Origin of the sequence: Thiobacillus sp. (genome assembly GCA_024235835.1) — a bacterium.
Lineage (GTDB): Bacteria > Pseudomonadota > Gammaproteobacteria > Burkholderiales > Thiobacillaceae > PFJX01.
The window spans coordinates 695,911-717,596 of the sequence record JACKLQ010000001.1 but is presented as its reverse complement, the minus strand read 5'-3'; the positions used below and the strand labels follow the sequence as shown (position 1 = coordinate 717,596).

Genomic DNA, 21,686 nt, shown 5'->3' with positions numbered 1-21,686 from the left:
TTTCAGTGCACCGTGCAGACCATGCACGGATCGAATGATCGGACCACATGCTGTACCAGCAGGGGTGGCTCCTCGGCCTCGGGGGCGGGCAGGCCGGCCAGGGCCTGCTCCAGGGCGCCGGGGGTGCCTTGCTCATCCCGGGGAGAGAAGTTCCAGGTGGTGGGGGCGATGATCTGGTAATTGGCGATGCGGCCGTGCTTCACCGTGAGCCAGTGGCCCAGGGAACCCCGGGCCGCTTCCACCAGGCCCGTGCCGGATGCATCGTCCGGCAGATCCCCGTGGTGGCACCAGGGGGCCTTGGGCTCCAGTTGCCGCGCCCAGGCCTCCATACGGGGCAGCACCAGGGCCAGTTCCAGCAGCCGGGCCAGCACCCGGGCGGTGACGCTGCCCCCGTGGGTTTTTACCAGCTCCCGGATGAGGGGATGGCCCGCCACCATTTGCCGCGCCAGGGCGCCGGTCTCCGCTACGCCGCCGTTATAGCGGGGGGCCTTGCACCAGGTGTAGGCCTCGGGCTTGTCCGCCAGGGGCAGGGTCTGGCCCTGGGCGGGAGAGGAGGTATCCCCCGCCAGCCAGGCGTGGCTCAGGTCCTCCACGATGGCATCGGGTTCCAGGGGATGCCCTTGGGCCGCCCGCCACAGGCCGGAGGCGAACAGATGGCCGTGGGCTTCCTCATAGGCGCCGTAGCTGAGGAACACGTCCGTGGCCCGGCCGATCCTGTCCAGGCCCAGGTCCTCGGCCGCCTCCAGGAACAGGGCCAGGTCGCCATGCCTGTTTTGCCGCCAGGCGGCCAGGTCCGAAAGACTGGCGAGACCCCCCACGCTTTCCAGGCTGTCGTCGAACACGTGGCGCTCCAGGAAGCGGCGGAAGGCCCTCAGCAGCGCCGTGAGTTGAAGGCATTCCGCCTGCTCCAGGGGCCGGGCGGTGCCGCCGGGTTGCAGGCTCAGGGTGTGGGGCCATTTGCCGGCCATGAGGCCCATGAGGTGCATGAATTCCGCCCGGGCGGGGAGCACGTCGGCCGTGGCGCTGCCGCTGCTGGCCTTGAAGCGCTTTGCCACCCGCTCGAACCAGGGCCGGCCCGTGTAGCCGTCCCGGGCGAAGTCCGGCATGAAGAACAGATAGAAGTGGCTCAGGTGGTCCGCCAGGTTTTCGCAGGCGCTCACCAGGTTGTGGGCCAGGCGGCCGTTGTCCGGCAGGGCCAGGCCGGAGAGTGCGCGCAGGGCCGAGGCGGAAGCCGCGCTCTGGGCCACGGAACAGATGCCGCAGATGCGGGGCACGATGACCAGGGCGTCTCCCGGCGCCTTGCCGGACAGCATGGGCTCGAAGCCGCGATACAGGGGGGAGTTGACGTAGGCGGCCTTCACCTGGCCGCCTTCGGTCTCCAGGCGGACTTCCAGGTCGCCTTCGACGCGGTTGAAGGGGCCCACCAGGCGGGTGGTCATGAATCGATCCTCCAAGGAATGGAAGCGCCGCTGGAATCCCCCCTGGCCCCCCTTTTGCAAAGGGGGGGACTGGTGTGGGGGGCTTCTCCCCCCTTTGGAAAAGGGGGGCGGGGGGGGATTTGAGTCCGTATGAAGCCCTGCCCACGCATCCTCGCCTCCCTCACTTCAACCCCGTCTTCTTCACCGCCGGCGTCACCACCACGTGGTCGGAGGTGGCGTTCTCACGCACCCGCTTGGGCGTGGCGGATTTGGACAGGGCCGCCAGGGCCACGAACCAGGCCTTGGGCATGTCGCTGGGCAGGCCGATGGGAATGCCCGCCACCTTGGGGGTTTCGGTGAAGGGGTGGCCCGGCTCCTCGAAACGGGGCTCGGTGCAGGAGATGCAGGCATAGCCCCCCCGCAGGCAGGAGCCGCTGCCGTTCCACAGGCGGGTGTTGCAGTCGGCGTGGGCCTGGGTGCCCTTGCAGCCCATGTTCTCCATCATGCAGCCCAGGTCCGAGGCCTTCTCGGCGCTGGCCTTGAATTCGTAGAACTCGTTGCGGGGGCAGCCATGGTGGACCAGGTGATCCGCGTAGAAACGGGGACGGTGCAGGGCATCCAGATCATCTTCTGTCAGGCGTCTCATGGACAGGGCCAGCAGGGTGTCCAGCACCCAGCCCGGATGGGTGGGGCAGCCGGCCACGTTCACCACGGGCAGGCCGGCGCCGGCGCGGAAGCTGGCCGGCAGCAGGCCGCCGGGATGCTCGCCATGGAATTGCAGGCCCGTGGCCCCCACACTGGGGCCGGTGATGCCGGCGCTGGTGATGCCGCCGTAGGCCGCGCAGGTGCCCACGGCCAGCACATGGGCGGCTTTTGCCGCCAGCTCCTCGACCCAGGCCATCATGGGCCGGCCCGTGCCCGCCAGCATGTGGAAGCGGCCGGTGCCCGAGGGGCCCGTCATCACCGAGCCTTCCAGGCAGAGGATGTCCAGCCGCTGCCGGCCCTCGGCGCAGGCGCGGAGGATCTCCAGGGCCTCGTTGCCGCTGGCCTCCGACAGGCTGGGGTGCCACAGCAGGCGGATACTCGCGTCCGCCAGCCGGTCCATGAGGGCCGGCTGTTCCGCGTTGAGCAGGGACAGGGTGCAGCCGCCGCAGCCGCCGGACTGGAGCCAGAGCAGGTTGAGTTCAGGCATCAGTATCCCGTTCCGTGTCCCGGGGTCGGCCCCGCCGGGCCTGGGGCCGGGCCACGCCCAGGCGGTCCAGCTTGTTGCGCAGCCCCAGGCGGGTGAGGCCCAGTTCCGCCGCCGCCCGGGTCAGGTTGCCGCGATGGCGGGCCATGGCCTGGCGCAGGGCCTCGGCTTCCACCGCCTCCACCCGGCTGCGCAGGTCGTCGGCGGCCGGGGCGCGGGGCGCGTTGTCCAGGCCGGATGTGGCCGACTCCATGCCCAGGCGCGGCCCGTCCGCCAGGACCAGCATGCGGCGGATCTCGTTCTGCAGCTCCCGCACGTTGCCCGGCCAGGGTCGGGCCATCAGATGATCCAGCAGTTCCCGGCTGAAGCCCGTGGCCTTGCAGCCCAGCTGCTGCGCGGCCTGGGCCAGGATGGCCCGGGCCAGCAGGGGGATGTCCATGGGCCGCTCCCGCAGGGGCGGCACCCGCACGGGCACGGTGGCCAGGCGGTAATACAGATCCTCCCGGAAGCGCCCGGCCCGCACCTCTTCCCCCAGGTCCCGGTTGGTGGCGGCGATGACCCGCACGTCCACGGACTGGGCCCGGTTGCTGCCCAGGGGACGGAACTCGCCCTCCTGCAGCACCCGCAGCAGCTTCACCTGGAAGGCGGGGGAGGTCTCGCCGATCTCGTCCAGGAACAGGCTGCCGCCGTGGGCCGTCTGGAACAGGCCGATGCGGTCCTCGCTGGCGCCGGTGTAGGCCCCCTTGCGGTGGCCGAACAGCTCCGACTCCAGCAGGTTGTCCGGCAGGGCGCCGCAGTTCTGCACCACGAAGGCCTGGTCCGCCCGGCCGCTGGCGTAGTGGATGGCCCGGGCCAGCAGTTCCTTGCCGGTGCCGGACTCCCCCATGAGCAGCATGGACACGTCGTAGCGGGCGGCCTTGGCGATCTGTTCGCACAGGCTCTGCATGGGGCTGTCCGGGGCCCGCACGATGCGCTCCAGGCTGAAGGCCTCCTTCACCCGGGCCCGGCTGGTTTCCACGTGCTTGCGCAGCACCGGCTCGGCGGCCCGCAGTTCCACCGCCAGCTGGCAGTTCTCCTGTTGCAGGCGGTACAGCTCGGCGGCCCGCTTCAGGGTGAGCAGCAACTGTTCCGGGTGCCAGGGCTTGAGCAGGTACTGGTAGATGCCCGCCTCGTTGATGCCGGCGATGATGTCCTCGCTGTCCGTGTAGCCGGAGATGATGATGCGCACCGTGTCCGGCCACTCCTGGCGCACCTGGCGCAGGAATTCCACGCCGCTCACCTCGGGCATGCGCTGGTCCGTGAGCAGGATATGGATACCTTCCCGGATGCCTTCCCTCTCCATGACGGCCCGGGCCTCGGCGGCGCTGGAGGCGGTGAACACCTGGAAGTCCTCCTCCAGGGTGCGGCGCAGGGCCTCCTGGGAACGGACCTCGTCATCGACGACCAGGACGGTGGGCAGGGAGGGTGCGCTCATAGGCATGATCGTTCGGTACCAAAGTGTTTCAGGCCCGCAGGAATCCCTCCTGTCCTCCCTTTTGCAAAGGGAGGGACCCTCCGGCTGAGGCTTGTGGTACTCCCCCCTTTGGAAAAGGGGGGCGGGGGGAGATTTGACGGCCTATCCATCATGCCTCCGCGTCCCCCGGCACCACCCAGCCCAGCTCCCGGTGCCTGGCCAGGTGCCGGGGCGTCCAGGAATGGGGCGTCTTGTCCACGAAGTGATGCCGCGCCACGTGGTAGCTGGGATCGAAACCGTAGAAGTTGCGCTTCATGTGGGCCAGTTCCTCGGCCCGGTACTGGGCCAGGGGCTTGGCCGCCTCGTCCGCCGCCCGTCTGGCGCGCTTCTCATCCAGGTGGCCCATGAGTTCCGGTGCATCGGCCAGGGCGGCGGCGCGGTGCCGGACCTCGGCCTGGAAGGACGCCACATCCTGGCCAAAGCAGGTCTCGATGAAGCCGGTGGCCACCGCCTCCTTCGTGCCCAGGGGCAGGCGCCGGGCCATGATACGTTGCGCGGCCTCGCCCCCCACCCGCCTGGGCAGCAGGTAGGTCCAATACTCGGAGCCGTATAGGTTGCCCATGTTCTTGTAGTGGGGGTTGAGGATCACGCCCTCCCGTGCCCAGACGCAGTCCGCCGCCAGGGCCAGGAAGGCGCCGCCGGCCCCGGCGTTGCCCTGGAGAGCGGCCACGGTATGGTGGGTGGTGGTTTCGATCACCGCCCGGCACAGGTCGTCCATGGCCTCGATGTTGCGCATGGACTCGTCCGGCGGGCTGTCCGCCGCCTCGATGCGGTTCAGGTCCAGGCCGTTGCTGAAGAAGTCCGGGCCGCCCAGGAGGACGATGACCCGGGTGGGGCGCAGGCGCGCCGCTTCATAAGCCGTTTGCAGGCGCCGGCAGGCGTCCGTGCCCATGGCGCCGTTGTAGAAGTCGAAGTGGAGATAGCCCACGCCGTCGGCTTCCTCGTAGCGGATGTCGGGGTCGGCGGGATTTGATTCGACAGCCAATTCCATTAGTCCCAGCACTTCCGGAAACGCCACTGCGGCGGGCAGTTTGATGGACAGCGGGCTGTCGCCGCGCTTCACATGGCCGATGCACACCGCGCCATCGGCCGTGGCTCGCACCACGCCTTCGCCGCTACGCCCCAGCACGTCCCCCGGCGCGCCCCGGGCGGGGAAGGCATGGGCATTGAACAGATGGCAGGGGTGGCCGAACAGCTCATCCTTCACCCCGGGAAACCCATCGGCGGCATTGAGCTTGGCCAGCACGGTCTCGGTATTGTCATGGGCCCAGTCGATGGCCCGGTTCGCTTGCTGCATGAGGGCATGCATGGGGCGCAGGGGCACGGCCTGGGGGTGCCACTTGCCCGCGCGGTAATCCGGCAGCCGCTCCAGGGCCGTCATCACCACCCGCACCGCCGCCTCGGTCACCTCGTTGCGGTAGACACTGGATTTCTTCGCCTGCCGCAGGGGGAAGGTCGCGCTGGCCCACACGGGCCCGGCATCCATTTCCGCTTCGGCCTGGAGCAGGGTCACGCCCCATTCCTGCTCCCCCTTCAGGATGGCCCAGTCCAGGGCGGAGGGGCCCCGGTCGCCGACGATGCCCGGGTGCAGCACCAGGCACAGGTGGTTGCGCCAGATGGCCTCCGGGATGGCCCGGCGCAGGTAGGGGGCCAGGATCAGGTGGGGTCGGAACAGGTCCACCGCCTCGATGGTGACGCTGTCGTTGATGTCGAACTCGATGGAAACCTCGTGGCCCAGCCGGCTCAGTTCCAAATACAGCCGCTGGGTCAGGCTGTTGAAGGCGTGGGTGAGGAAGAGAATGCGCATGTTTACTGGGTGCTCCGGGGTGGATTGGAGGCGCCGTCAAATCCCTCCTGTCCTCCCTTTGCCAAAGGGAGGGACCCTGCGATCGACTGCGGAGGTATTTCTCCTAAAGTGGGGGGGCTTTCGGCGATGGTTTGCCGGGGTTCTCCCCCCTTTTGTAAAGGGGGGTTGGGGGGGATTCCAGCGGCGCTTCCATCTCGCACAGCCTGAAAAATCACCCCCAGCACGGCTTCTGTCTCGGTCAAAGCCTGCCGGTCGTCGAAGCGCAGGACACGGATGCCTTGCGCATCCAGCCAGGCATCCCGCTGAGTGTCCTTCCGCCTCTGCGTAGGATCGTCAACATGCTGGCTGCCATCCAGTTCCACGACCAGTTGGGCTTTGGGTGCGTAGAAATCCAGAATGTAGGGCCCCAGGGGGCGCTGTCGGTAGAAGCGGACACCCAGCTGATCCCGGCGCAGGTGGGACCAGAGCTTCTGTTCGGCTTCGGTCTGGCGGCTACGCAGGTTGCGGGCCAGGGGTTTCAGGCGGGGTTCATATTCGGTCATGGGGAGTGGTGCGCCGGCCTCGGGAATCCCCCCCGGCCCCCCTTTTCCAAAGGGGGGAGTAGAAGCTGCGTAGGGTTCCATTTCGCCCTTTGAGTTGGGTTCCGTTCCCCCCTTTGAAAAAGGGGGGCTAGGGGGGATTAGAGTCTTCCCAACCACTCAGCAAATCCTCGGCAACTGTTCACCACTCAGCCAATCCACCATCCGCCGTCCGCCGAACTTCGTCTTCATCTGCACGAAGCCATTGGGGTCTTCCACCACCTGGCCGATGACGGCGGCCTGGATGCCCAAAGGGTGGGCGCGCAAGGCGGCCAGGAGCCTGTCCGCGTCCCCGGCGGCACAGATGGCGATGAGCTTGCCTTCGTTGGCGATGTTCAGGGGGTCCAGGCCCAGCAGTTCGCAGGCGGCGTCCACTTCCGGCTTCACAGGGATGGCCGCTTCATCCAGGTGGATGCCCACGGCGGACTGGTGGGCGATCTCGTTGAGGGTGGCCGCCAGGCCGCCCCGGGTGGGGTCCCGCATGACCCTGATGTTGGCGCCGCTGGCCAGCATGGCGGCGGTGAGGCCGTTCAACGAAGCCGTGTCCGAGAGGATGGGCACATCGAAGCCCAGGTTCTCCCGCTTGCTCATGATGGCCACGCCATGGTCCCCCACGGTACCGGATACCAGCACCGCGTCGCCGGGCCGGGCCAGGTCACCGGAGATGTGCACGCCGTCTGGAAGGAAGCCCACGCCGGTGGTGGTGATGAACACCCCGTCGCCCTTGCCCTGTTCCACCACCTTGGTGTCGCCCGCCACCAGCTGCACGCCTGCATCCACGGCGGCCCTGGCCATGGACTCCACGATGCGGGCCAGGTCCGCCAGGGGAAAGCCTTCCTCCAGGATGAAGCCGGCGGTGAGGTACAGGGGCGTGGCGCCCATGACCGCCACGTCGTTCACCGTGCCGTGCACCGACAGGCAGCCGATGTCGCCGCCGGGGAAGAAGAGGGGCGAGACCACGTGGCTGTCGGTGGACACCACCAGCTTGCCCTGGCCCAGGGGCAGGCAGGTGCCGTCATTGCCCTGGGCCAGGTAGGGATTGCCCAGGTGGTTGGCGAACAACTCGGTGATGAGCTGCACCATGGCCCGGCCGCCGCCGCCGTGGCTCATGTCCACCCGGCCGTGCTTGATGTCCAGGGGGCGTACGTAACCTTTCTTGACCTGGCCGCTCATGGGGTGATGCCCAGGTGGTCGGGTTGAAGACGCGCCGTCGAATCCCTCCTGTCCTCCCTTTGGGAAAGGGAGGGACCCTTCGATACGCGCCGGAGGAACTCCCCCCTTTGCAAAAGTCCCCATTCGGGGATAAAGGGCTCCGGGGGGGATTCCCGCAGCGTATCCAACCCGTAAGTGGTCATTCCGTCACCTCCACATCCTTATACCGTCCGTAGGTGTAATGGGCCGCGCAGGCGCCTTCCGAGGACACCATGCAGCTGCCCATGGGATTCTCCGGCGTGCATACGGTGCCGAAGATCTTGCAGTCCGTGGGCTTCTTAACACCACGCAGGATGGCGCCGCACTCGCAGGCCTTGTTGTCCGGCACCGGCTGGTATTCGAGATGGAAGCGCCGCTCGGCATCGAACTCGGCGAAGCCTTCGCGAATCTTCAGGGCGGAGTAGGGCACCTCCCCCAGGCCCCGCCATTCGAAGCTGCGGCGCAGCTCGAACACCTCGGACACCAGGTTCTGGGCTTTGGTGTTGCCTTCCGGCGTGACAGCCCGGGTGAACTCGTTCTCCACCGTGGCCCGGCCCTCGTTCACCTGGCGCACCAGCATGAGGATGGCCTGCATCACGTCCAGGGGTTCGAAGCCGGCGATGACCACGGGCTTGCGGTATTCCTCCGCGAAGAACTCGTAGGGCCGGCTGCCGATCACCGTGGAGACGTGGGCCGGGCCCACGAAGCCGTCCAGGGGCACGGTGCCCAGTTCCCGCACCTCCTTGGACTCCAGGATGTTCATGATGGCCGAAGGCGTCAGCACGTGGCAGCACAGCACGCTGAAGTTCTTCAGGCCTTCCGCCTGGGCCTGCTTGATGGCCACCGCCGTGGGGGGCGTGGTGGTCTCGAAGCCGATGGCGAAGAACACCACTTCCTTGTCCGGATGGTCCCGGGCGATCTTCAGGGCGTCGGTCACCGCATACACCATGCGGATGTCTCCCCCCCGGGCCTTCGCCCGCATCAGGGACAGGCCGCCGGAGGCGGGGATGCGCAGGGTATCGGCGTAGGTGCAGAGGATGGCGCCCTGCTCCAGGGCCAGCCTGATGGCCAGGTTGATGCGGCCGATGGGCAGCACGCACACCGGGCAGCCGGGGCCGTGGATCATGCGCACGTTGGGAGGCAGCAGGTCCGGCACGCCGTAGCGGGAGATGGCGTGGGTGTGGCCGCCGCAGAACTCCATGAAGTTGTAGCGGCGGTCGTCGCGGACTTCGGCGGCGATGGCCTTGGCCAGGCCCTGGGCTACTTCTCCATCGCGGAATTCGTCGACGTATTTCACACGGCCTCCGGGGCAATGCCCGCCTCGGCCATGAGGGCCAGGGTCTTCTCCGCCTCCTCCGGGTCCAGGCGGGTGAGGGCGTAGCCCACGTGGACGATGACGTAGTCGCCCACTGCCACGTCCTCCACCAGGGCCAGGGACACGTCCTTGCGCACGCCCCCCAGGTCCACGATGGCCTGGTCGCCGACGGCGATTTCAACGACCTTGGCGGGAATCGCTAAGCACATTGGGTTCTCATTCCTTTTTCTCTGGGGATGGCTGAATCTGCTGCCAGAGGTCCCAAATGGAAATCCCATCATGGTTTACCCAATGTGTGGGGCCTCTTACGTCAGTGCTTTTGTACCCAAGCTTGAGCAGTAGCTTCTTAGCTAAATTACTCATTGAATAAAACTTATCCTGATACTTAAGTCGATTTCTGGTTACGGTTGCTTCCAATCCATCTTGTTTCTGTCCTTGATAGTCGACTAAGAACACCGTCTCGCCTTCCTTGACCAACCCATGCTGGATAAGCGCCTCTAGATTGGTTTTGGGTGCTTTTTTTCGTGAGTTATACAGCTCCATGCTTTCAGTAAGAAGCTGATCTAGGTCAAGCTCACCTGAGCTCTTGTCTGTCGTTGCTCTTGCTGTAAGTGGGCTCGAGTTAAGTCCCAGCAGCCTCCGAAGTGTGGCATTTGGTGTGTCGACAAACGGCTTTGCATGCGTTTGCAAGAAGGAAAAAACTTCGTCATCAATTTTGATTGTTTGCATCATGAGCTCCTTGAGAGTGGTGGCACACTCCAAGTCTAAGTAAGAACAAGAATAATACAAGGATAAGGTTGTCATTGTTTCTTGTTTAGCTCAGTCAGCGTGACCCAGGCCTGGCCTAAGCTCAGGCCGCCGTCGTTGGGGGGCACTTGGCGGGCCTCCAGGACTCGCAGTCCCCGCTGGCCAAGTAGGGCAGCCAACTGGCGGGACAGGATGTGGTTGAGGAAGCAGCCGCCCCCCAGGGCGATGGTATCCAGGCCCTGGGATTCAGCGGCTTGCAGGGCCCAGTCCGTCAGGGCCCGGGCCAGGGTGGCGTGGAACAGGGCGGCACCCCGGCGGGCATCGGGCTCGTCCGCCAGCCGGGCCAGAAGGGGCAGCAGGTCCAACTGGGTCGTCACCCCGGCGGAGGCCGGGGTCCAGGGGGTGTGGCTCTGGATTCCGGCGTTCGCCGGAATGACGGTCTCGATGAGTCGCCAGCCGTCCGTCATGGGCGCCACATCACCGGCTTCCTCCGCCAGGCCTTCCAGCAACATGGCTGCCTGGCCTTCGTAGGCCATCACGTCGCGGATGCCCAGCAGTCCCGCCGCCGCGTCGAACCATCGGCCCAGGCTGGTGGTGGGGGGGCAGTGCAGGTCCCGCTCCAGCATCACGTGCAGTTGCCCGGCTATGGGTTGATGGGGGAAGCGGCGGGGAATCTCGTCCGTGCGGCCCAACAGGAACAGGGTCGCCGCCGCCATGCGCCAGGGCTCTTTCGCCGCCTTGTCGCCGCCGGGCAGGGGCAGGGGGGTGAGGTGGCCCAGGCGGGTGAAGGAGGAACCCTCCATGCGCAGCAGTTCTCCGCCCCAGGCTGTGCCATCCGAGCCCAGTCCCACGCCGTCCAGGGCCAGGCCGAGGATGGGGTGTTCGACGCCATGTTCCGCCGCCACGGCGGCGATGTGGGCGTGGTGGTGTTGCACGGCCACGGCCGGCACGCCCCAGGCATCGGCCAGTGCCAGGGCGTGGCGGCTGCTGAAGAAGTCCGGATGCAGGTCGTGGGCCACGGCCTGGGGCTGCACCTGCAGGATGTCCAGCAGATGCGCCGTCACCTCCTGGAGCATGTTGCAGGTGGCCGGGTTGTCCAGGCCGCCGATGTGCTGGGAGACGAAGGCCTCGTCCCCCCGGGTGACGCAGATCGTGTTCTTGAGGTAGCCCCCCAGGGCCAGCACCGAAGGGCCGGAACGGGGCAGGCGGATGGAACGGGGGGTGTAGCCCCGGGCGCGGCGGATGAACTGGGTGGCGGGGGTGGAAGCGCCGTCAAATCCCTCCTGTCCTCCCTTTGCTAAAGGGAGGGACCCTTCGGTGGCGGTGGGCTGGAACTTCACTCCCCCCTTTGCAAAAGGGGGGCTGGGGGGGATTTGGGTGACACTCCGTACCACCGAGTCATCACACCGCACCACGATGTCCCGGTCATGCATCAGCACCGCGTCGGCGATACCGGCCAGGCGCTCGAAGGCTTCGTCGTTGCCGATCACCAGGGGCTCGCCGCCGGGGTTGGCGCTGGTCAAAACCAGCACCAGGTCCTGGGGCTGGTCCATCCAGGCCGTGCCGGCGGGTTGGCCGGTGTCGTCGCCTAGGCCTTTACAACGTTCGTTCGAATCGTGGAGACCTGCACCAACTGCATACGCATCGGTTGCGACGACATTCGTCTGCTTCACGGTCGCATCCCCGCGTTGCGGGGCCCCTGCTCCGCGCTTCGCAGCCGCCTCGTGGAAGATCAGCCAATGCAGGGGCGTATAGGGCAGCATGACCCCCAGCCAGGCCAGTCCCGGGGCGATGCCCGGGAAGGCGTCGTCGGTCCCCGGTTGCTTGCGCAGCAGGACGATGGGCCGCTCGGGGGATGCCAGCAGGGCCTGTTCCGCCTCGTTCATCTCCACCCACTCGGCGATGGAGGCCAGGTTGGCGGCCAGGACGGCGAAGGGTTTTTCCTCCCGGTTCTTGCGCTCCCGCAGGCGCTGCACGGCTGCGGCATTGCGGGCGTCGCAGGCCAGGTGGAAGCCTCCCAGGCCCTTGATGGCGATGATCTGGCCGGCCTGCAGGCGGGCGAGGGTGTCGGCGATGGGGGCTTGCTGGCGTGGGTCGAATCCCTCCTGTCCTCCCTTTACGAAAGGGAGGGACCCTTCGATGCCGGTCGGTTGGGATTTCACTCCCCCCTTTTGTAAAGGGGGGTTGGGGGGGATTCCGCCGGGGAGGATTCCAGCGGACTCCACCACCCACAAGCGCGGCCCGCACACCGCACAGGCCGTGGGCTCCGCATGGAAGCGCCGATTCGCCGGGTCGCGGTATTCCTTCTCGCAGTCCGGGCACAGGGGAAAGGCCGCCATGCTGGTCTGGGCCCGGTCGTAGGGCAGGCCCCGGGTGAGGGTGTAGCGGGGGCCGCAGTGGGTGCAGTTGATGAAGGCGTAGTGCCAGCGCCGGTCGGCGGGGTCGAACATCTCCGCCAGGCAGTCGGGGCACACCGCCGTGTCGTGGCCGATCATGGTGGCGGCCCGGCCGGCGCCGCTTTCCGTGATGAGGAATTCGGTGTGTTCGCCGGTGTGGGGCGCGTCATCCCAGGTGAGTTCCCGCACCCGGGCCAGGGGCGGGATTTCCTCGGGCAGGCGGCGGGTGAAGGCCTCGATGTGGAGGGGGTTGCCCTCCACCAGGATTTCCACCCCGGCGGCGTCGTTGCGCACCCAGCCGGACAGGTTCAGTGAATGGGCCAGGTGCCAGACATAGGGCCGGAAGCCCACGCCCTGGACGATGCCAGTCACGCGCAGGCGGCGCCGGCACACGGAGTCGGTGAGCAGCGGAGTGTTCATGAAATGCGAGGGCCACGGGAATCCCCCCTGCCCCCCCTTTTCCAAAGGGGGGAACCCTTCGCTTCAGGCTGACGCGGATACCCCCCCCTTTGGAAAAGGGGGGTGGGGGGGGATTTGAGTGGGCCGGCAACCCGCAACACGCTCACTCCCGGGCCGTGGCCTGTTCACCCAACCGCGCTTCCAGCTCCGCAATCCGCTTCTTCAGCAACTCCACGTTCTGCAAGCGGGCCGTTCTGGCCTGTTCCAGCCCGGCCATGAGCCAGTCCAGCCATGCCTCCATGCCCTGGCCGCTGGTGGCGGAGACCTGCATGACCTGGAGTCTGGGATTCACCCGGCGGGCGTAGTCCACGCACTTGGCCACGTCGAAATTCAGGTAGGGCAGCAGGTCCACCTTGTTCAGCAACATCAAATCCGCGGCGTGGAACATGTCCGGGTATTTCAGGGGCTTGTCCTCGCCTTCCGTCACCGACAGGATCACCACCTTGTGGGCCTCCCCCAGGTCGAAGGCGGCGGGGCATACCAGGTTGCCCACGTTTTCGATCATGAGCAGGCTGTCGTCGGGCAGGTTCAGGCGTTCCAGGGCGTGGCCCACCATGTGGGCGTCCAGGTGGCAGCCCTTGCCGGTGTTGACCTGGATGGCTGGGGCGCCGGTGGCGCGGATGCGGTCGGCGTCGTTGCTGGTCTGCTGGTCGCCTTCCACCACCGCCACCTTCACCTTGTCACTCAGCATCTCGATGCTCTTCACCAGCAGGGTGGTCTTGCCGGAGCCGGGGCTGGAGACCAGGTTGACGGCGAAGATGCCGTGCTCGGCGAAGTGCCTGCGGTTGCCGTCGGCGTAGGCGTTGTTCTTGCCCAGGATGTCCTGCTCGATGCGGACCATGCGCGCCTGGGTCAGGCCCGGCGCGTGGGCGTGGGCGGGGCCCAGGCCGTAGTGGAGGTCGCCTTTTCCCCCCTCGGCTTTGTGCTCGTGGTAGTGGGGCACGCCGGGTTCGTGCAGGTGGCCATGCCCATGGTCATGGCCCGTGTGGTCGTGGCTATGGGTGTGGCCATGCCCATGGCTGTGCACGGTGCCGTCGGCATGGACGTGCTCATGGCTATGGTCGTGATCATGATCGTGGCTGTGACCGTGAGGATGGTCATGAGAGTGACCCTGGCCTTCGATTCTGGTTTCGCCTTCGCCGCATCCGCATACCGTGCACATTGCTTTTCACTCCTATCATCGCTTCAACCACCGTCACCCCGGCGGACGCCGGGGTCCAGTTCCACTACCTGGATTCCGGCCTTCGCCGGAATGACAAGCAAAAGTCACTATTCCACCAACAAATCCTTGACCCGCATTTCCGTGCCGCCCGTGGCCTGGACCTGATAGCTGCCGCACTTGGGGCAGGCGTCGTACAGGGCCTGGATTTCCACCGTCTCGCCGCAGCCCAGGCAGTAGCCCTGGCCGGGAAGGCGTTCCAGTTCCACCCGGGCGCCCTCGGCCACGCTGCCCTTGAGCACCACGTCCATGCAGAAGCTCAGGGCTTCCACTTCCACGCCGGAGAGGGCGCCGATCTCCAGGCGCACTTCCGTCACCCGCTTGAAGCCCTGCTGGGCGGCGGTGTCTTCCACGATCTGGAGTATGCCCTCCGCCAGGGACATTTCATGCATTGCCTGGCTCCGATTCAATCTCCACGCCAAAGGCCACGCAGGGGTCCAGGGAGCGGGACACCAGGCGGGCCTGGACGTTCAAGTCCTCCGTTGTGGCATCCAGGCCGGTGAGGGCCTGGGCCAGGGGGCCGGCCGGGTGGAAGTTCCATTCCGTGGGGGCCAGGATGCGATAGTCCGCCACCTTGCCGTCATGGAGGCTGGCCACGTGGAACAGCAGGCCCCGGGAGGTTTCCACGCCGGCTATCCCCACCCCTTCACCTATAGACCACGCCCTGAGGGACCGGGTGCCCCCCGTCCGCATCGGGTAGGGCAGTTCCGCCAATTCATGAAGGCGCGCCAGCAGGCGGGCGCCCATGCCCCGGCCCCGTCTGGCGATCCACTCGGCCACCAGGGGCTGGCGGTGGCTGCGGGCGATGGCACCGGTTTCCGCCGGGGCGCCGCGCCAGTCAGGCAGGTTACAGAAGGCCATGTCCGCCAGGGTCCGGTGGGCCAGGGCCGTGGCCATTTCCGGGTTCCACGCCGACAGTTCGGGCAGCCATGCCGCCTGGCTGATGCCGGTATCGGGACCCTCGCCCAGGGTGGCGATGAGGTGGGCGAAAAGCCGGGCGGGGAGGGTGGCGCCCTGGCGCGCCCAGGCGTCCAGGCCGGCCAGGTCCCGGGCCAGCCAGGCGGCGGGGGCCTCCCCCAGCAGCGTTTCCCGCAGCAGGGTTTCCAGGCTGGCGTCGAAGTGCTCCGGCGGCGCCTGGCGCAGGGCCAGCAGGCTGGCCATGTCCGGGGCCTGGTCAACTTCCTGGGGCCAGTCCAGCAGCAGGCGCCAGGCGTGTTCCCTGGCCAGTTCCATGAGCACGGGGATTGTGTCCGACGAGTCGGTGGACTTGCCCAGGGCGGCATCGCAGGCGGCCCGGGCGGCGGCCCGCTGGGCCTGGCCGCACAGGCTGAAGATCATGCCGGCCAGATCGGCCGCCTCCTCAGGCGTGCGGCCGGCCATGAGCCTGCGGGCCAGCTGCGGACGGGTGGAGCGGATGTCCACGCCGGTGATGCGGCCCGCCTGCTGGGTCAGGCGCACGTCGATGCGGCCTTCCAGGTCGGTGCTCATGGGCGGTTTTGTCCCATGAACGCCCCCAGGAAGCCCCGGCGGCTGACGGGCTGCTCCAGCTTGCCCGTGAGGCCGGGGAGGGACGGGGCCGGCGCCTGGGGAGCCTGGGGCGTGAAGACCTCGGCCAGCGCCGCCGTCGCCACCTCCCGGGCCTGGTCCATGTCCTCGAACCCGAACATGGGGGAGAACAGGGAACTGGTGAGGTAGGGGCCCAGGGCGTCCTCGTGGGCGGTGAGGAATCCGTAGGTGCCGGAGGGCAGTTCCAGGTCCCGGTTCGAACCGCTGGACGTTTCTTCCCAGGCGGCGTTCGGGCCGGGCAGGCAGACGAGGCTCATGAACCAGGGGGTGATGAGCACGCCCACCCAGTCCGGGCCCCAGGGCCGGAAGCCCACGGCCTCCACCGTCAGGGCCGGGGTGACCATGGCCATGCCCGCCATGCGGGTCTCGGCGATGTGGCGGAAGGCAGCTTCCAGGCGGGCCGCGGGGTTCTCCCCCCTTTGCAAAAGGGGGGCTGGGGGGGATTCCAGCGGCGGTGCTTCGGGGGCGGCCGTCGAATCCCCCCTGCCCCCCTTTTCCAAAGGGGGGTTAGAGATGCGGGTCATGTCAGTCATCGATCACCATGAACTGTTCCCGGGCGCCGTCGCAGTTGGGGCAGCGCCAGTGGGGCGGCAGGTCGGCGAAGGCCGTGCCGGGGGGAATCTGCCACACCGGGTCACCCTCCGCCGGGTCGTAGACATGCCAGCAGATCTTGCACTCCAGCCTGGCGTCCGGGGGCAGACGGCTGGCGTCGCCGAGGAAGGAGCCTTCGAAGGTGGGCTTGGGCGTATTCTTGGGCGTATTCATGGCCACATATTGGCCCGATCCGCCCGGCTTTGTCTCCCCTTTGTGGAGGTGACTTTCAGCCTATCCATGCCAGGACTTCCGCCAGGCGGCCGGCGCTGTCTTCCAGGTCCTCGGCGGAGGCCCGCGCCACTTCCGGCACGTCGCTGATTTCCAGGGTGTTGAGGATCAGGGCGTCCTGGGAGTTGAAGTACTGCACCCACCAGACCCGGGCGATGCCCGTGGCGGTGATGCGGCAGTTGCCGTAGCCTCGGGACAGCAGCGTGACCCGGCCCCGGCCCAGGCGCTCGTCCAGCCAGGCGGCGTCTTCCGGGCTGAAGGGCAGCAGGGAGAGGTTGATGACGTGGGTGCCCCCCACCGGCCGGGCAGTCTGCTCGGCAATCTCGGCCAGCAGGGCGGGGGCGTTGATCACGCCGGGGCCAGGTGCGACCTGCATGGGAACGGGGTGGCCCGATTTCGCGGCGTTGCGGATGGCGGCAGGCACGTCGCCCACTTCCACCCGGTCGGCAAAGGTCCGGCCTTCCGCGTCCCGGCCCCGCAGGCGCCAGATGCCGGCGAACACGCTTTCCTGGATGGATAGGGTGCCCGCGTTGGCGCCTGTCTCACCGGTGATCTGGGCGCTGACTTCGCCTTCCCCCAGTACCTGGTCGATGAGCAGGCGGTCGGCCTCGTCCAGGCCACCCATGTCCAGGCTGAAGGCCACCTTGCCGGGGCGCCATTTTTGCGTGGCCTCCAGCAACTGGCCCAGCCACATCCTGGCGCCGGTCCGGTCGCGCACCTCTTCCGGCTCCGGCAGGATGGGGGTCTGGTAGGTGCGCATGTCGTGGGGCATGGGCAGGTAGTCCAGGGTTTCTTCCTCCAGGTGGGAACCCGGTCCCAGGGCCACAACGGGAATGGGAAAGGCATGCATGGCGTTGTCCTCTCAAGTAAACGAAGGGCCGCCCCGAGTTGACTTGACCCCCTCGGGGGGCGGGCTGGGCGCAGGCCGGCCCTGGGGGCGCTCAGTGGCAGGTGGGGGCGGCGGCGGTGCTGACGGCAATGCCGATGGAGGGCGGCCGGGAGGTGTTTGTGGCGAGCAGGTCCTGGATGCGGGCCAGGTACACGCTCCAGTCCTGGATGCCCGAAAGGGCCCCCACGTAGCCGCCGTCCCGCAGGAAGACCAGGGTGGGCCAGCGGTTGAAGCCGTAGCGGGCCTGCATCTCCGGCTCCAGGCCGGACGATGCCACGGCGGCCCGGAAACGGCCCGGGAAGGCGCGCAGCAGCTCCGGCAGCACCACGGCCACGTCCAGGCATTCCGGGTGCTGCACCGGGTCACCCGCGCACAGCAGCACGGCGTCGCCGTTTGCGGCGCAGAAGGCTTCCAGGCTGGCGGCATCCAGCAGGGGGTAGCCATATTCGCCGGTGAGGCGGGCGATGAGGGGATGGATCTGGGTCATGGGGTCACTCCTCTGAGATGGGGCGGCAGTTCCGGGGCGCGGTCCACAAGGTCGGCAAAGTGGTGGCCGATGTCGGTCTCGCCGGACAGCACCGCTTCCAGGCCGTCCAGGGCGGCATCTATTTGGGCGGCGGTGTCGGCGTCGATCACTTCCCGGGCGGCGTCGATGAAGCTCAGCAACCAGGTGCCCGGGGGTTGCTCGCCCACCAGGGCCAGGTCCAGCTGGCGCTGGCCGTTGCGCCCCTGGCACAGGGCCATGTAGCCGTGGCATGCGATGACCCGCATGGGGATGCCTACACACATGGGGCGTTCCCGAGGCTGCCGGCCGGGTCAAATCCCTCCTGTCCTCCCTTATCCAAAGGGAGGGACCATTCGGCAGGCGTGGTGGGATGAAATCCCTCCTGTCCTCCCTTTGGCCGCAAGCGCGAAACTTCGCTCCGCTCGTTTTCCAAAGGGAGGGATCCTGCGGCGATGTTCAGCGCTTCTTCCCCCTTTGCAAAAGGGGGGCAGGGGGGGATTCCAGCGGCGCCAGTCATGCCGCCTCCGCAAGAAACCTCACGTCGCCCACGCGGCAGGCCTGTTGGGCGCTGGGGCGCTGGCCTTCGTAGGGGGCCATGTCCAGGCTGCCCAGGGTGATGCGCTCCTCCGGGCCGGGCGGCGAGGCGCGCCGTTCCGGGCGGGCGCCCCAGGTGCGCAGGAAATCCACTGCCACGTCGATGGCCACGGGCAGTTTGGCCTTCACGGTGTCGGTGAGGCTGCCGCCGTAGTCCTCCAGCACCTCGGGCTGCACGCCGATGAGGGCCAGGCGTTCCGGCTGCCAGCCCCGCAGGGCGGCCACCGCCAGGACTTCCTGGAAGCCGGTCTGGTGCAGGCTCATCTTCCTGGCGCCCATGAAGGCGGGGACTTCGCTGTCCTGGGCGATCTTCACCGTGCCCGGCCGCAGGCCGTAGTCCACCGCGTCCAGGATCAGCAGGCGGCGGCTGTTTTCGACGAAGGGCAACAGGTACAGGCCCTGGGTGCCGCCGTCCAGCAGGCGGGTGCCGGGGCCGAAGCGCCAGCGCTCGTGCAGGGTTTCCAGGGCGCGGATGCCGAAGCCCTCGTCGGCCCACAGCAGGTTGCCGATGCCCAGCACCAGGGCGTCGCTGGCGTAGTCCAGGGCGTCGTTCACCGGGCGTCTCCGGAGGCGGAGGGGCCGGCCTGCCCGCGGCCCCGGTACAGGTAGGCGGCCAGCAGGGCGATGAAGGTGAGCAGGGCCACGGCCAGGTAGTCGTGGAGATGGCCGCCTTCATGGCCCGGATGGGCCAGGGCCGTGCCGGAAATCAGCATGAACGGGGCGGCGAGGGACAGGGTGGCGAAGCGGAATTTCATGGAGATCTCCTGGGTTGGTGTTGAAGCGCCCGATCAGGCGTGGCTCAGGGCTTGTCGTCCTTGAACAGGCGCCAGCCGGAGAGCATGGTGGAGACCAGGCTCTGGCGGGACATGATGTCCTCCCGGATGGCGGCATACACGTGGATCATCACGAACAGCACCATGACCCACAGGCCCACGTGGTGCCAGGTGTGCACGTCCTGGCTCTGGCCGAACAGGGGGATGACCCAGGAGGTGAACAAGGTGTGGGCCCAGCTACCCTCCTGGGCGCCTTCGCCGTAGAGGGCGAAGCCGGTGACGATCATGAACACCACGGTGGTGAGGAAGAGGCCAAACATGGCCAGCTGGGCCAGGGGGTTGTGGCCCACGTATTTCTTGGGGTCCGGTTCCAGGAACAGGTACCAGCGCAGTTCGAAGAACACTTCCTTCCACCAGTTGCGGTTGAAGACGGGCAGCACGAACATCTGCCGGGCGTGGTGGTTGCCCACGAAGGCCCAGTACACCCGGCCCAGGAAACCCGCCAGCAGCACGTAGCCGGCGGCGAAGTGGGCGAAGCGGATGTAGCCCATGAGGAAGTTTTCGCTGGCTTCCCCCGGCACGCTGGGCAGGGGGCTGGCGATGAACCAGCCGGAGATGGCCAGCACCGTGATGGCCAGGGCGTTGACCCAGTGCCACAACCGCACCGGGGCCTCGTAGACGTAAACCGCGCGGACGTGACGGCCGTGGGCCGCCGCTTCCTGCATGTCTTGTGCTGAGAGCATGTGTTTCTCCTAGTGGATGGCGGAGGTAGGGCAAGCGTGTCTGGAATCCCCCCTGTCCCCCCTTTTGCAAAGGGGGGGACCCTTCGGCAAGCGGAGGCGGGAATTCACTCCCCCCTTTGCAAAAGGGGGGCTGGGGGGGATTCGAGTACCCATTCTCACCGCACCTTCACCTTGCTCATCTCCTGTCCATCCGGCGCCATCACATGGGTGGAGCAGGCCAGGCAGGGGTCGAAGCTGTGGAGGGTGCGCAGGATTTCCAGGGGCTGGTCCGCCTTGGCCACCGGGGTGTTCATCAGGCTGGCCTCGAAGGCGCCGATCTGGCCCTTGGAATCGCGTGGGCTGCCGTTCCAGGTGGTGGGCACCACGCACTGGTAGTTGTCGATGCGCGTGTCCTTGATGCGGATCCAGTGGCCCAGGGCGCCGCGCGGCGCTTCGGTGAAGCCCACGCCCTTGGCTTCCTTGGGCCAGGTGGAAGGCTCCCACTTGTCGATGTTGGCCGTGGCCAGGTCGCCGGCCTTCAGGTTGGCCATGAGCTTGTCCTGGAAGTAGCGCATCTTGTGGGCGGCCCAGGAGGCCTCCAGGCCCCGGGCGGCGGTGCGGCCCAGGGTGGAGAACAGGGCCGGCAGGGGCAGGCCCAATTGCTTCAGGACCATGTCAACCGGTTCTTTGAACTCCGGGTTCTTCTGCACGTAGCCGATGATGTAGCGGGCCAGGGGGCCCACCTCCATGGCGTGGCCCCGCCAGCGGGGGGCCTTGATCCAGGAGTACTTGCCGCCCTCGTCGATCTGCTCGATGTTGGTGGAGGTGCCCTTGGCGTTCTTGCCCAGCTCGTAATGGGGCACGGTCTCGCCGTCCCAGGGGTGCAGGCCCTTGCCCGCGGCGCCAGCTTCGTACTTGAACCAGGAATGGTCCACGAACTCCTGCACCTGATTGGGATCCCGCAGGTCCACCTCGTGCACATTGGACAGGTCGCCGTTGATGATGGCGCCCCGGGGCAGCATGAGGTTGGCGGCGGAATGGTCGTTGGCCTTGTCCGGGATGTCGCCGTAGGACAGCACGCTCTTGGAGGAGAGACCGCCGCCGTGGGTCCAGCCCTTGTAGAAGCTGGCGATGGCCAGCAGGTCCGGGATGTAGACCTGGTCGATGAACTCGATGGTGCGGTCGATGATGTGGGACACCAGGTTCAGGCGCTCCATGTTCACCGCCCCCACGGCGCCCGTGTCGTGCACGTTGATGGCGCAGGGCACGCCCCCTACCAGCCAGTTGGGGTGGGGGTTCTTGCCGCCGTAGATGGTGTGGATCTTGACGATCTCCTTCTGGAAATCCAGTGCTTCCAGGTAGTGGGTCACCGCCATGAGGTTGGCTTCCGGCGGCAGCTTGTAGGCCGGGTTGCCCCAGTAGCCGTTCATGAACGGACCCAGCTGGCCGGATTCCACGAACTTCTTCAGGCGGTTCTGGATGTCGCGGAAGTAACCGGGGGAGGACAGGGGCCAGGAGGAGATGCTCTGGGCCAACTCCGAGGTCTTCTTGGGATCGGCTGACAGGGCGGAGACCACGTCCACCCAGTCCAGGGCGTGCAGGTGATAGAAGTGCACCAGGTGGTCGTGGGCCTGGAGGGTCAGCTGCATGATGTTGCGGATGCTGTTGGCGTTCTCCGGGATCTGGATGCCCAGGGCGTCTTCCACGGCCCGCACGCTGGTGAGGGCGTGGGTGCCGGTGCAGACGCCGCAGATGCGCTCGGTGAAGGCCCAGGCGTCCCGGGGGTCGCGGCCCTTGAGGATGACCTCCAGGCCCCGCCACATGGTGCCGGTGGAGACCGCGTTGCGAATCACGTTGCTGGAGTCCAGATTGACCTCTACGCGCATGTGGCCCTCGATGCGGGTCACCGGGTCCACCACCACGCGCTTGCCGGAGTTGTCGAGCTTGAAGCCCTGGGTTTCGTAAGTGCCCATGTCGGTCATC

22 protein-coding genes are annotated in these 21,686 nt (G+C 67.4%); all 22 read right to left on the bottom strand.

The window, feature by feature from the left end; all coding sequences use genetic code 11:
* Positions 1–2: 2 nt before the first annotated feature.
* Positions 3–1,439 carry a nickel-dependent hydrogenase large subunit gene (locus tag H6935_03525; protein MCP5277414.1) on the bottom strand — a complete coding sequence of 479 codons (1,437 nt, stop codon included), beginning with the start codon at positions 1,437–1,439 and terminating at the stop codon, positions 3–5.
* 160 nt (positions 1,440–1,599) lie between these two features.
* On the bottom strand, positions 1,600–2,610 hold the full coding sequence (locus H6935_03520) for a HupU protein (protein ID MCP5277413.1): 1,011 nt from the start codon (positions 2,608–2,610) through the stop codon (positions 1,600–1,602).
* Positions 2,603–4,081: a sigma-54-dependent Fis family transcriptional regulator gene (locus tag H6935_03515; protein MCP5277412.1), complete on the bottom strand. Its 1,479-nt coding sequence runs from the start codon at positions 4,079–4,081 to the stop codon at positions 2,603–2,605. Before H6935_03515 ends, H6935_03520 begins: the two co-directional genes overlap by 8 nt.
* A 148-nt stretch (positions 4,082–4,229) precedes the next feature.
* Positions 4,230–5,927: a hydrogenase maturation protein gene (locus H6935_03510; protein ID MCP5277411.1), complete on the bottom strand. Its 1,698-nt coding sequence runs from the start codon at positions 5,925–5,927 to the stop codon at positions 4,230–4,232.
* A gap of 2 nt (positions 5,928–5,929) precedes the next feature.
* On the bottom strand, positions 5,930–6,469 hold the full coding sequence (locus H6935_03505; GenBank protein MCP5277410.1) for a DUF559 domain-containing protein: 540 nt from the start codon (positions 6,467–6,469) through the stop codon (positions 5,930–5,932).
* Positions 6,470–6,625: 156 nt separating this feature from the next.
* Positions 6,626–7,678, bottom strand: coding sequence for a hydrogenase expression/formation protein HypE (hypE, locus tag H6935_03500; protein ID MCP5277409.1), 1,053 nt, complete (start codon positions 7,676–7,678; stop codon positions 6,626–6,628).
* A gap of 178 nt (positions 7,679–7,856) precedes the next feature.
* Complete coding sequence (hypD, locus tag H6935_03495) at positions 7,857–8,993, bottom strand: hydrogenase formation protein HypD (GenBank protein ID MCP5277408.1); 1,137 nt, start codon at positions 8,991–8,993, stop codon at positions 7,857–7,859.
* On the bottom strand, positions 8,990–9,220 hold the full coding sequence (locus H6935_03490) for a HypC/HybG/HupF family hydrogenase formation chaperone (GenBank protein MCP5277407.1): 231 nt from the start codon (positions 9,218–9,220) through the stop codon (positions 8,990–8,992). Before H6935_03490 ends, hypD begins: the two co-directional genes overlap by 4 nt.
* A gap of 7 nt (positions 9,221–9,227) precedes the next feature.
* On the bottom strand, positions 9,228–9,743 hold the full coding sequence (locus H6935_03485; GenBank protein MCP5277406.1) for a hypothetical protein: 516 nt from the start codon (positions 9,741–9,743) through the stop codon (positions 9,228–9,230).
* A 68-nt stretch (positions 9,744–9,811) separates the two neighbouring features.
* The gene (locus tag H6935_03480) at positions 9,812–12,574 is read right to left on the bottom strand and encodes a carbamoyltransferase HypF (protein MCP5277405.1); all 2,763 of its coding nucleotides are present in this window, start codon (positions 12,572–12,574) and stop codon (positions 9,812–9,814) included.
* Positions 12,575–12,716: 142 nt separating this feature from the next.
* The gene (hypB, locus tag H6935_03475; protein MCP5277404.1) at positions 12,717–13,775 is read right to left on the bottom strand and encodes a hydrogenase nickel incorporation protein HypB; all 1,059 of its coding nucleotides are present in this window, start codon (positions 13,773–13,775) and stop codon (positions 12,717–12,719) included.
* Between the two features lie 107 nt (positions 13,776–13,882).
* The gene (gene hypA, locus H6935_03470) at positions 13,883–14,224 is read right to left on the bottom strand and encodes a hydrogenase maturation nickel metallochaperone HypA (protein MCP5277403.1); all 342 of its coding nucleotides are present in this window, start codon (positions 14,222–14,224) and stop codon (positions 13,883–13,885) included.
* The gene (locus H6935_03465; GenBank protein MCP5277402.1) at positions 14,217–15,320 is read right to left on the bottom strand and encodes a nickel-dependent hydrogenase large subunit; all 1,104 of its coding nucleotides are present in this window, start codon (positions 15,318–15,320) and stop codon (positions 14,217–14,219) included. The genes hypA and H6935_03465 overlap by 8 nt, the downstream gene beginning before the upstream one ends.
* Positions 15,317–15,922, bottom strand: coding sequence for a [NiFe]-hydrogenase assembly chaperone HybE (hybE, locus tag H6935_03460; protein ID MCP5277401.1), 606 nt, complete (start codon positions 15,920–15,922; stop codon positions 15,317–15,319). The genes H6935_03465 and hybE overlap by 4 nt, the downstream gene beginning before the upstream one ends.
* Before the next feature lies 1 nt (position 15,923).
* Positions 15,924–16,163: a rubredoxin gene (locus H6935_03455; protein MCP5277400.1), complete on the bottom strand. Its 240-nt coding sequence runs from the start codon at positions 16,161–16,163 to the stop codon at positions 15,924–15,926.
* A 55-nt stretch (positions 16,164–16,218) separates the two neighbouring features.
* Positions 16,219–17,070: a hydrogenase expression/formation protein gene (locus H6935_03450; GenBank protein MCP5277399.1), complete on the bottom strand. Its 852-nt coding sequence runs from the start codon at positions 17,068–17,070 to the stop codon at positions 16,219–16,221.
* Positions 17,071–17,161: 91 nt separating this feature from the next.
* Entirely contained in the window at positions 17,162–17,596 is a 435-nt protein-coding gene (locus H6935_03445) for a hydrogenase (protein ID MCP5277398.1), read from the bottom strand.
* Positions 17,593–17,898, bottom strand: coding sequence for a HypC/HybG/HupF family hydrogenase formation chaperone (locus H6935_03440; GenBank protein MCP5277397.1), 306 nt, complete (start codon positions 17,896–17,898; stop codon positions 17,593–17,595). The genes H6935_03445 and H6935_03440 overlap by 4 nt, the downstream gene beginning before the upstream one ends.
* A gap of 229 nt (positions 17,899–18,127) precedes the next feature.
* A complete protein-coding gene (locus tag H6935_03435; GenBank protein MCP5277396.1) occupies positions 18,128–18,751 on the bottom strand; it encodes a HyaD/HybD family hydrogenase maturation endopeptidase in 624 nt (207 codons plus the stop codon).
* 8 nt (positions 18,752–18,759) lie between these two features.
* Complete coding sequence (locus H6935_03430) at positions 18,760–18,963, bottom strand: hypothetical protein (GenBank protein ID MCP5277395.1); 204 nt, start codon at positions 18,961–18,963, stop codon at positions 18,760–18,762.
* A 44-nt stretch (positions 18,964–19,007) separates the two neighbouring features.
* Positions 19,008–19,724, bottom strand: coding sequence for a Ni/Fe-hydrogenase, b-type cytochrome subunit (gene cybH, locus H6935_03425; protein ID MCP5277394.1), 717 nt, complete (start codon positions 19,722–19,724; stop codon positions 19,008–19,010).
* 155 nt (positions 19,725–19,879) lie between these two features.
* Positions 19,880–21,685 carry a nickel-dependent hydrogenase large subunit gene (locus H6935_03420; GenBank protein MCP5277393.1) on the bottom strand — a complete coding sequence of 602 codons (1,806 nt, stop codon included), beginning with the start codon at positions 21,683–21,685 and terminating at the stop codon, positions 19,880–19,882.
* Position 21,686: the final 1 nt, after the last annotated feature.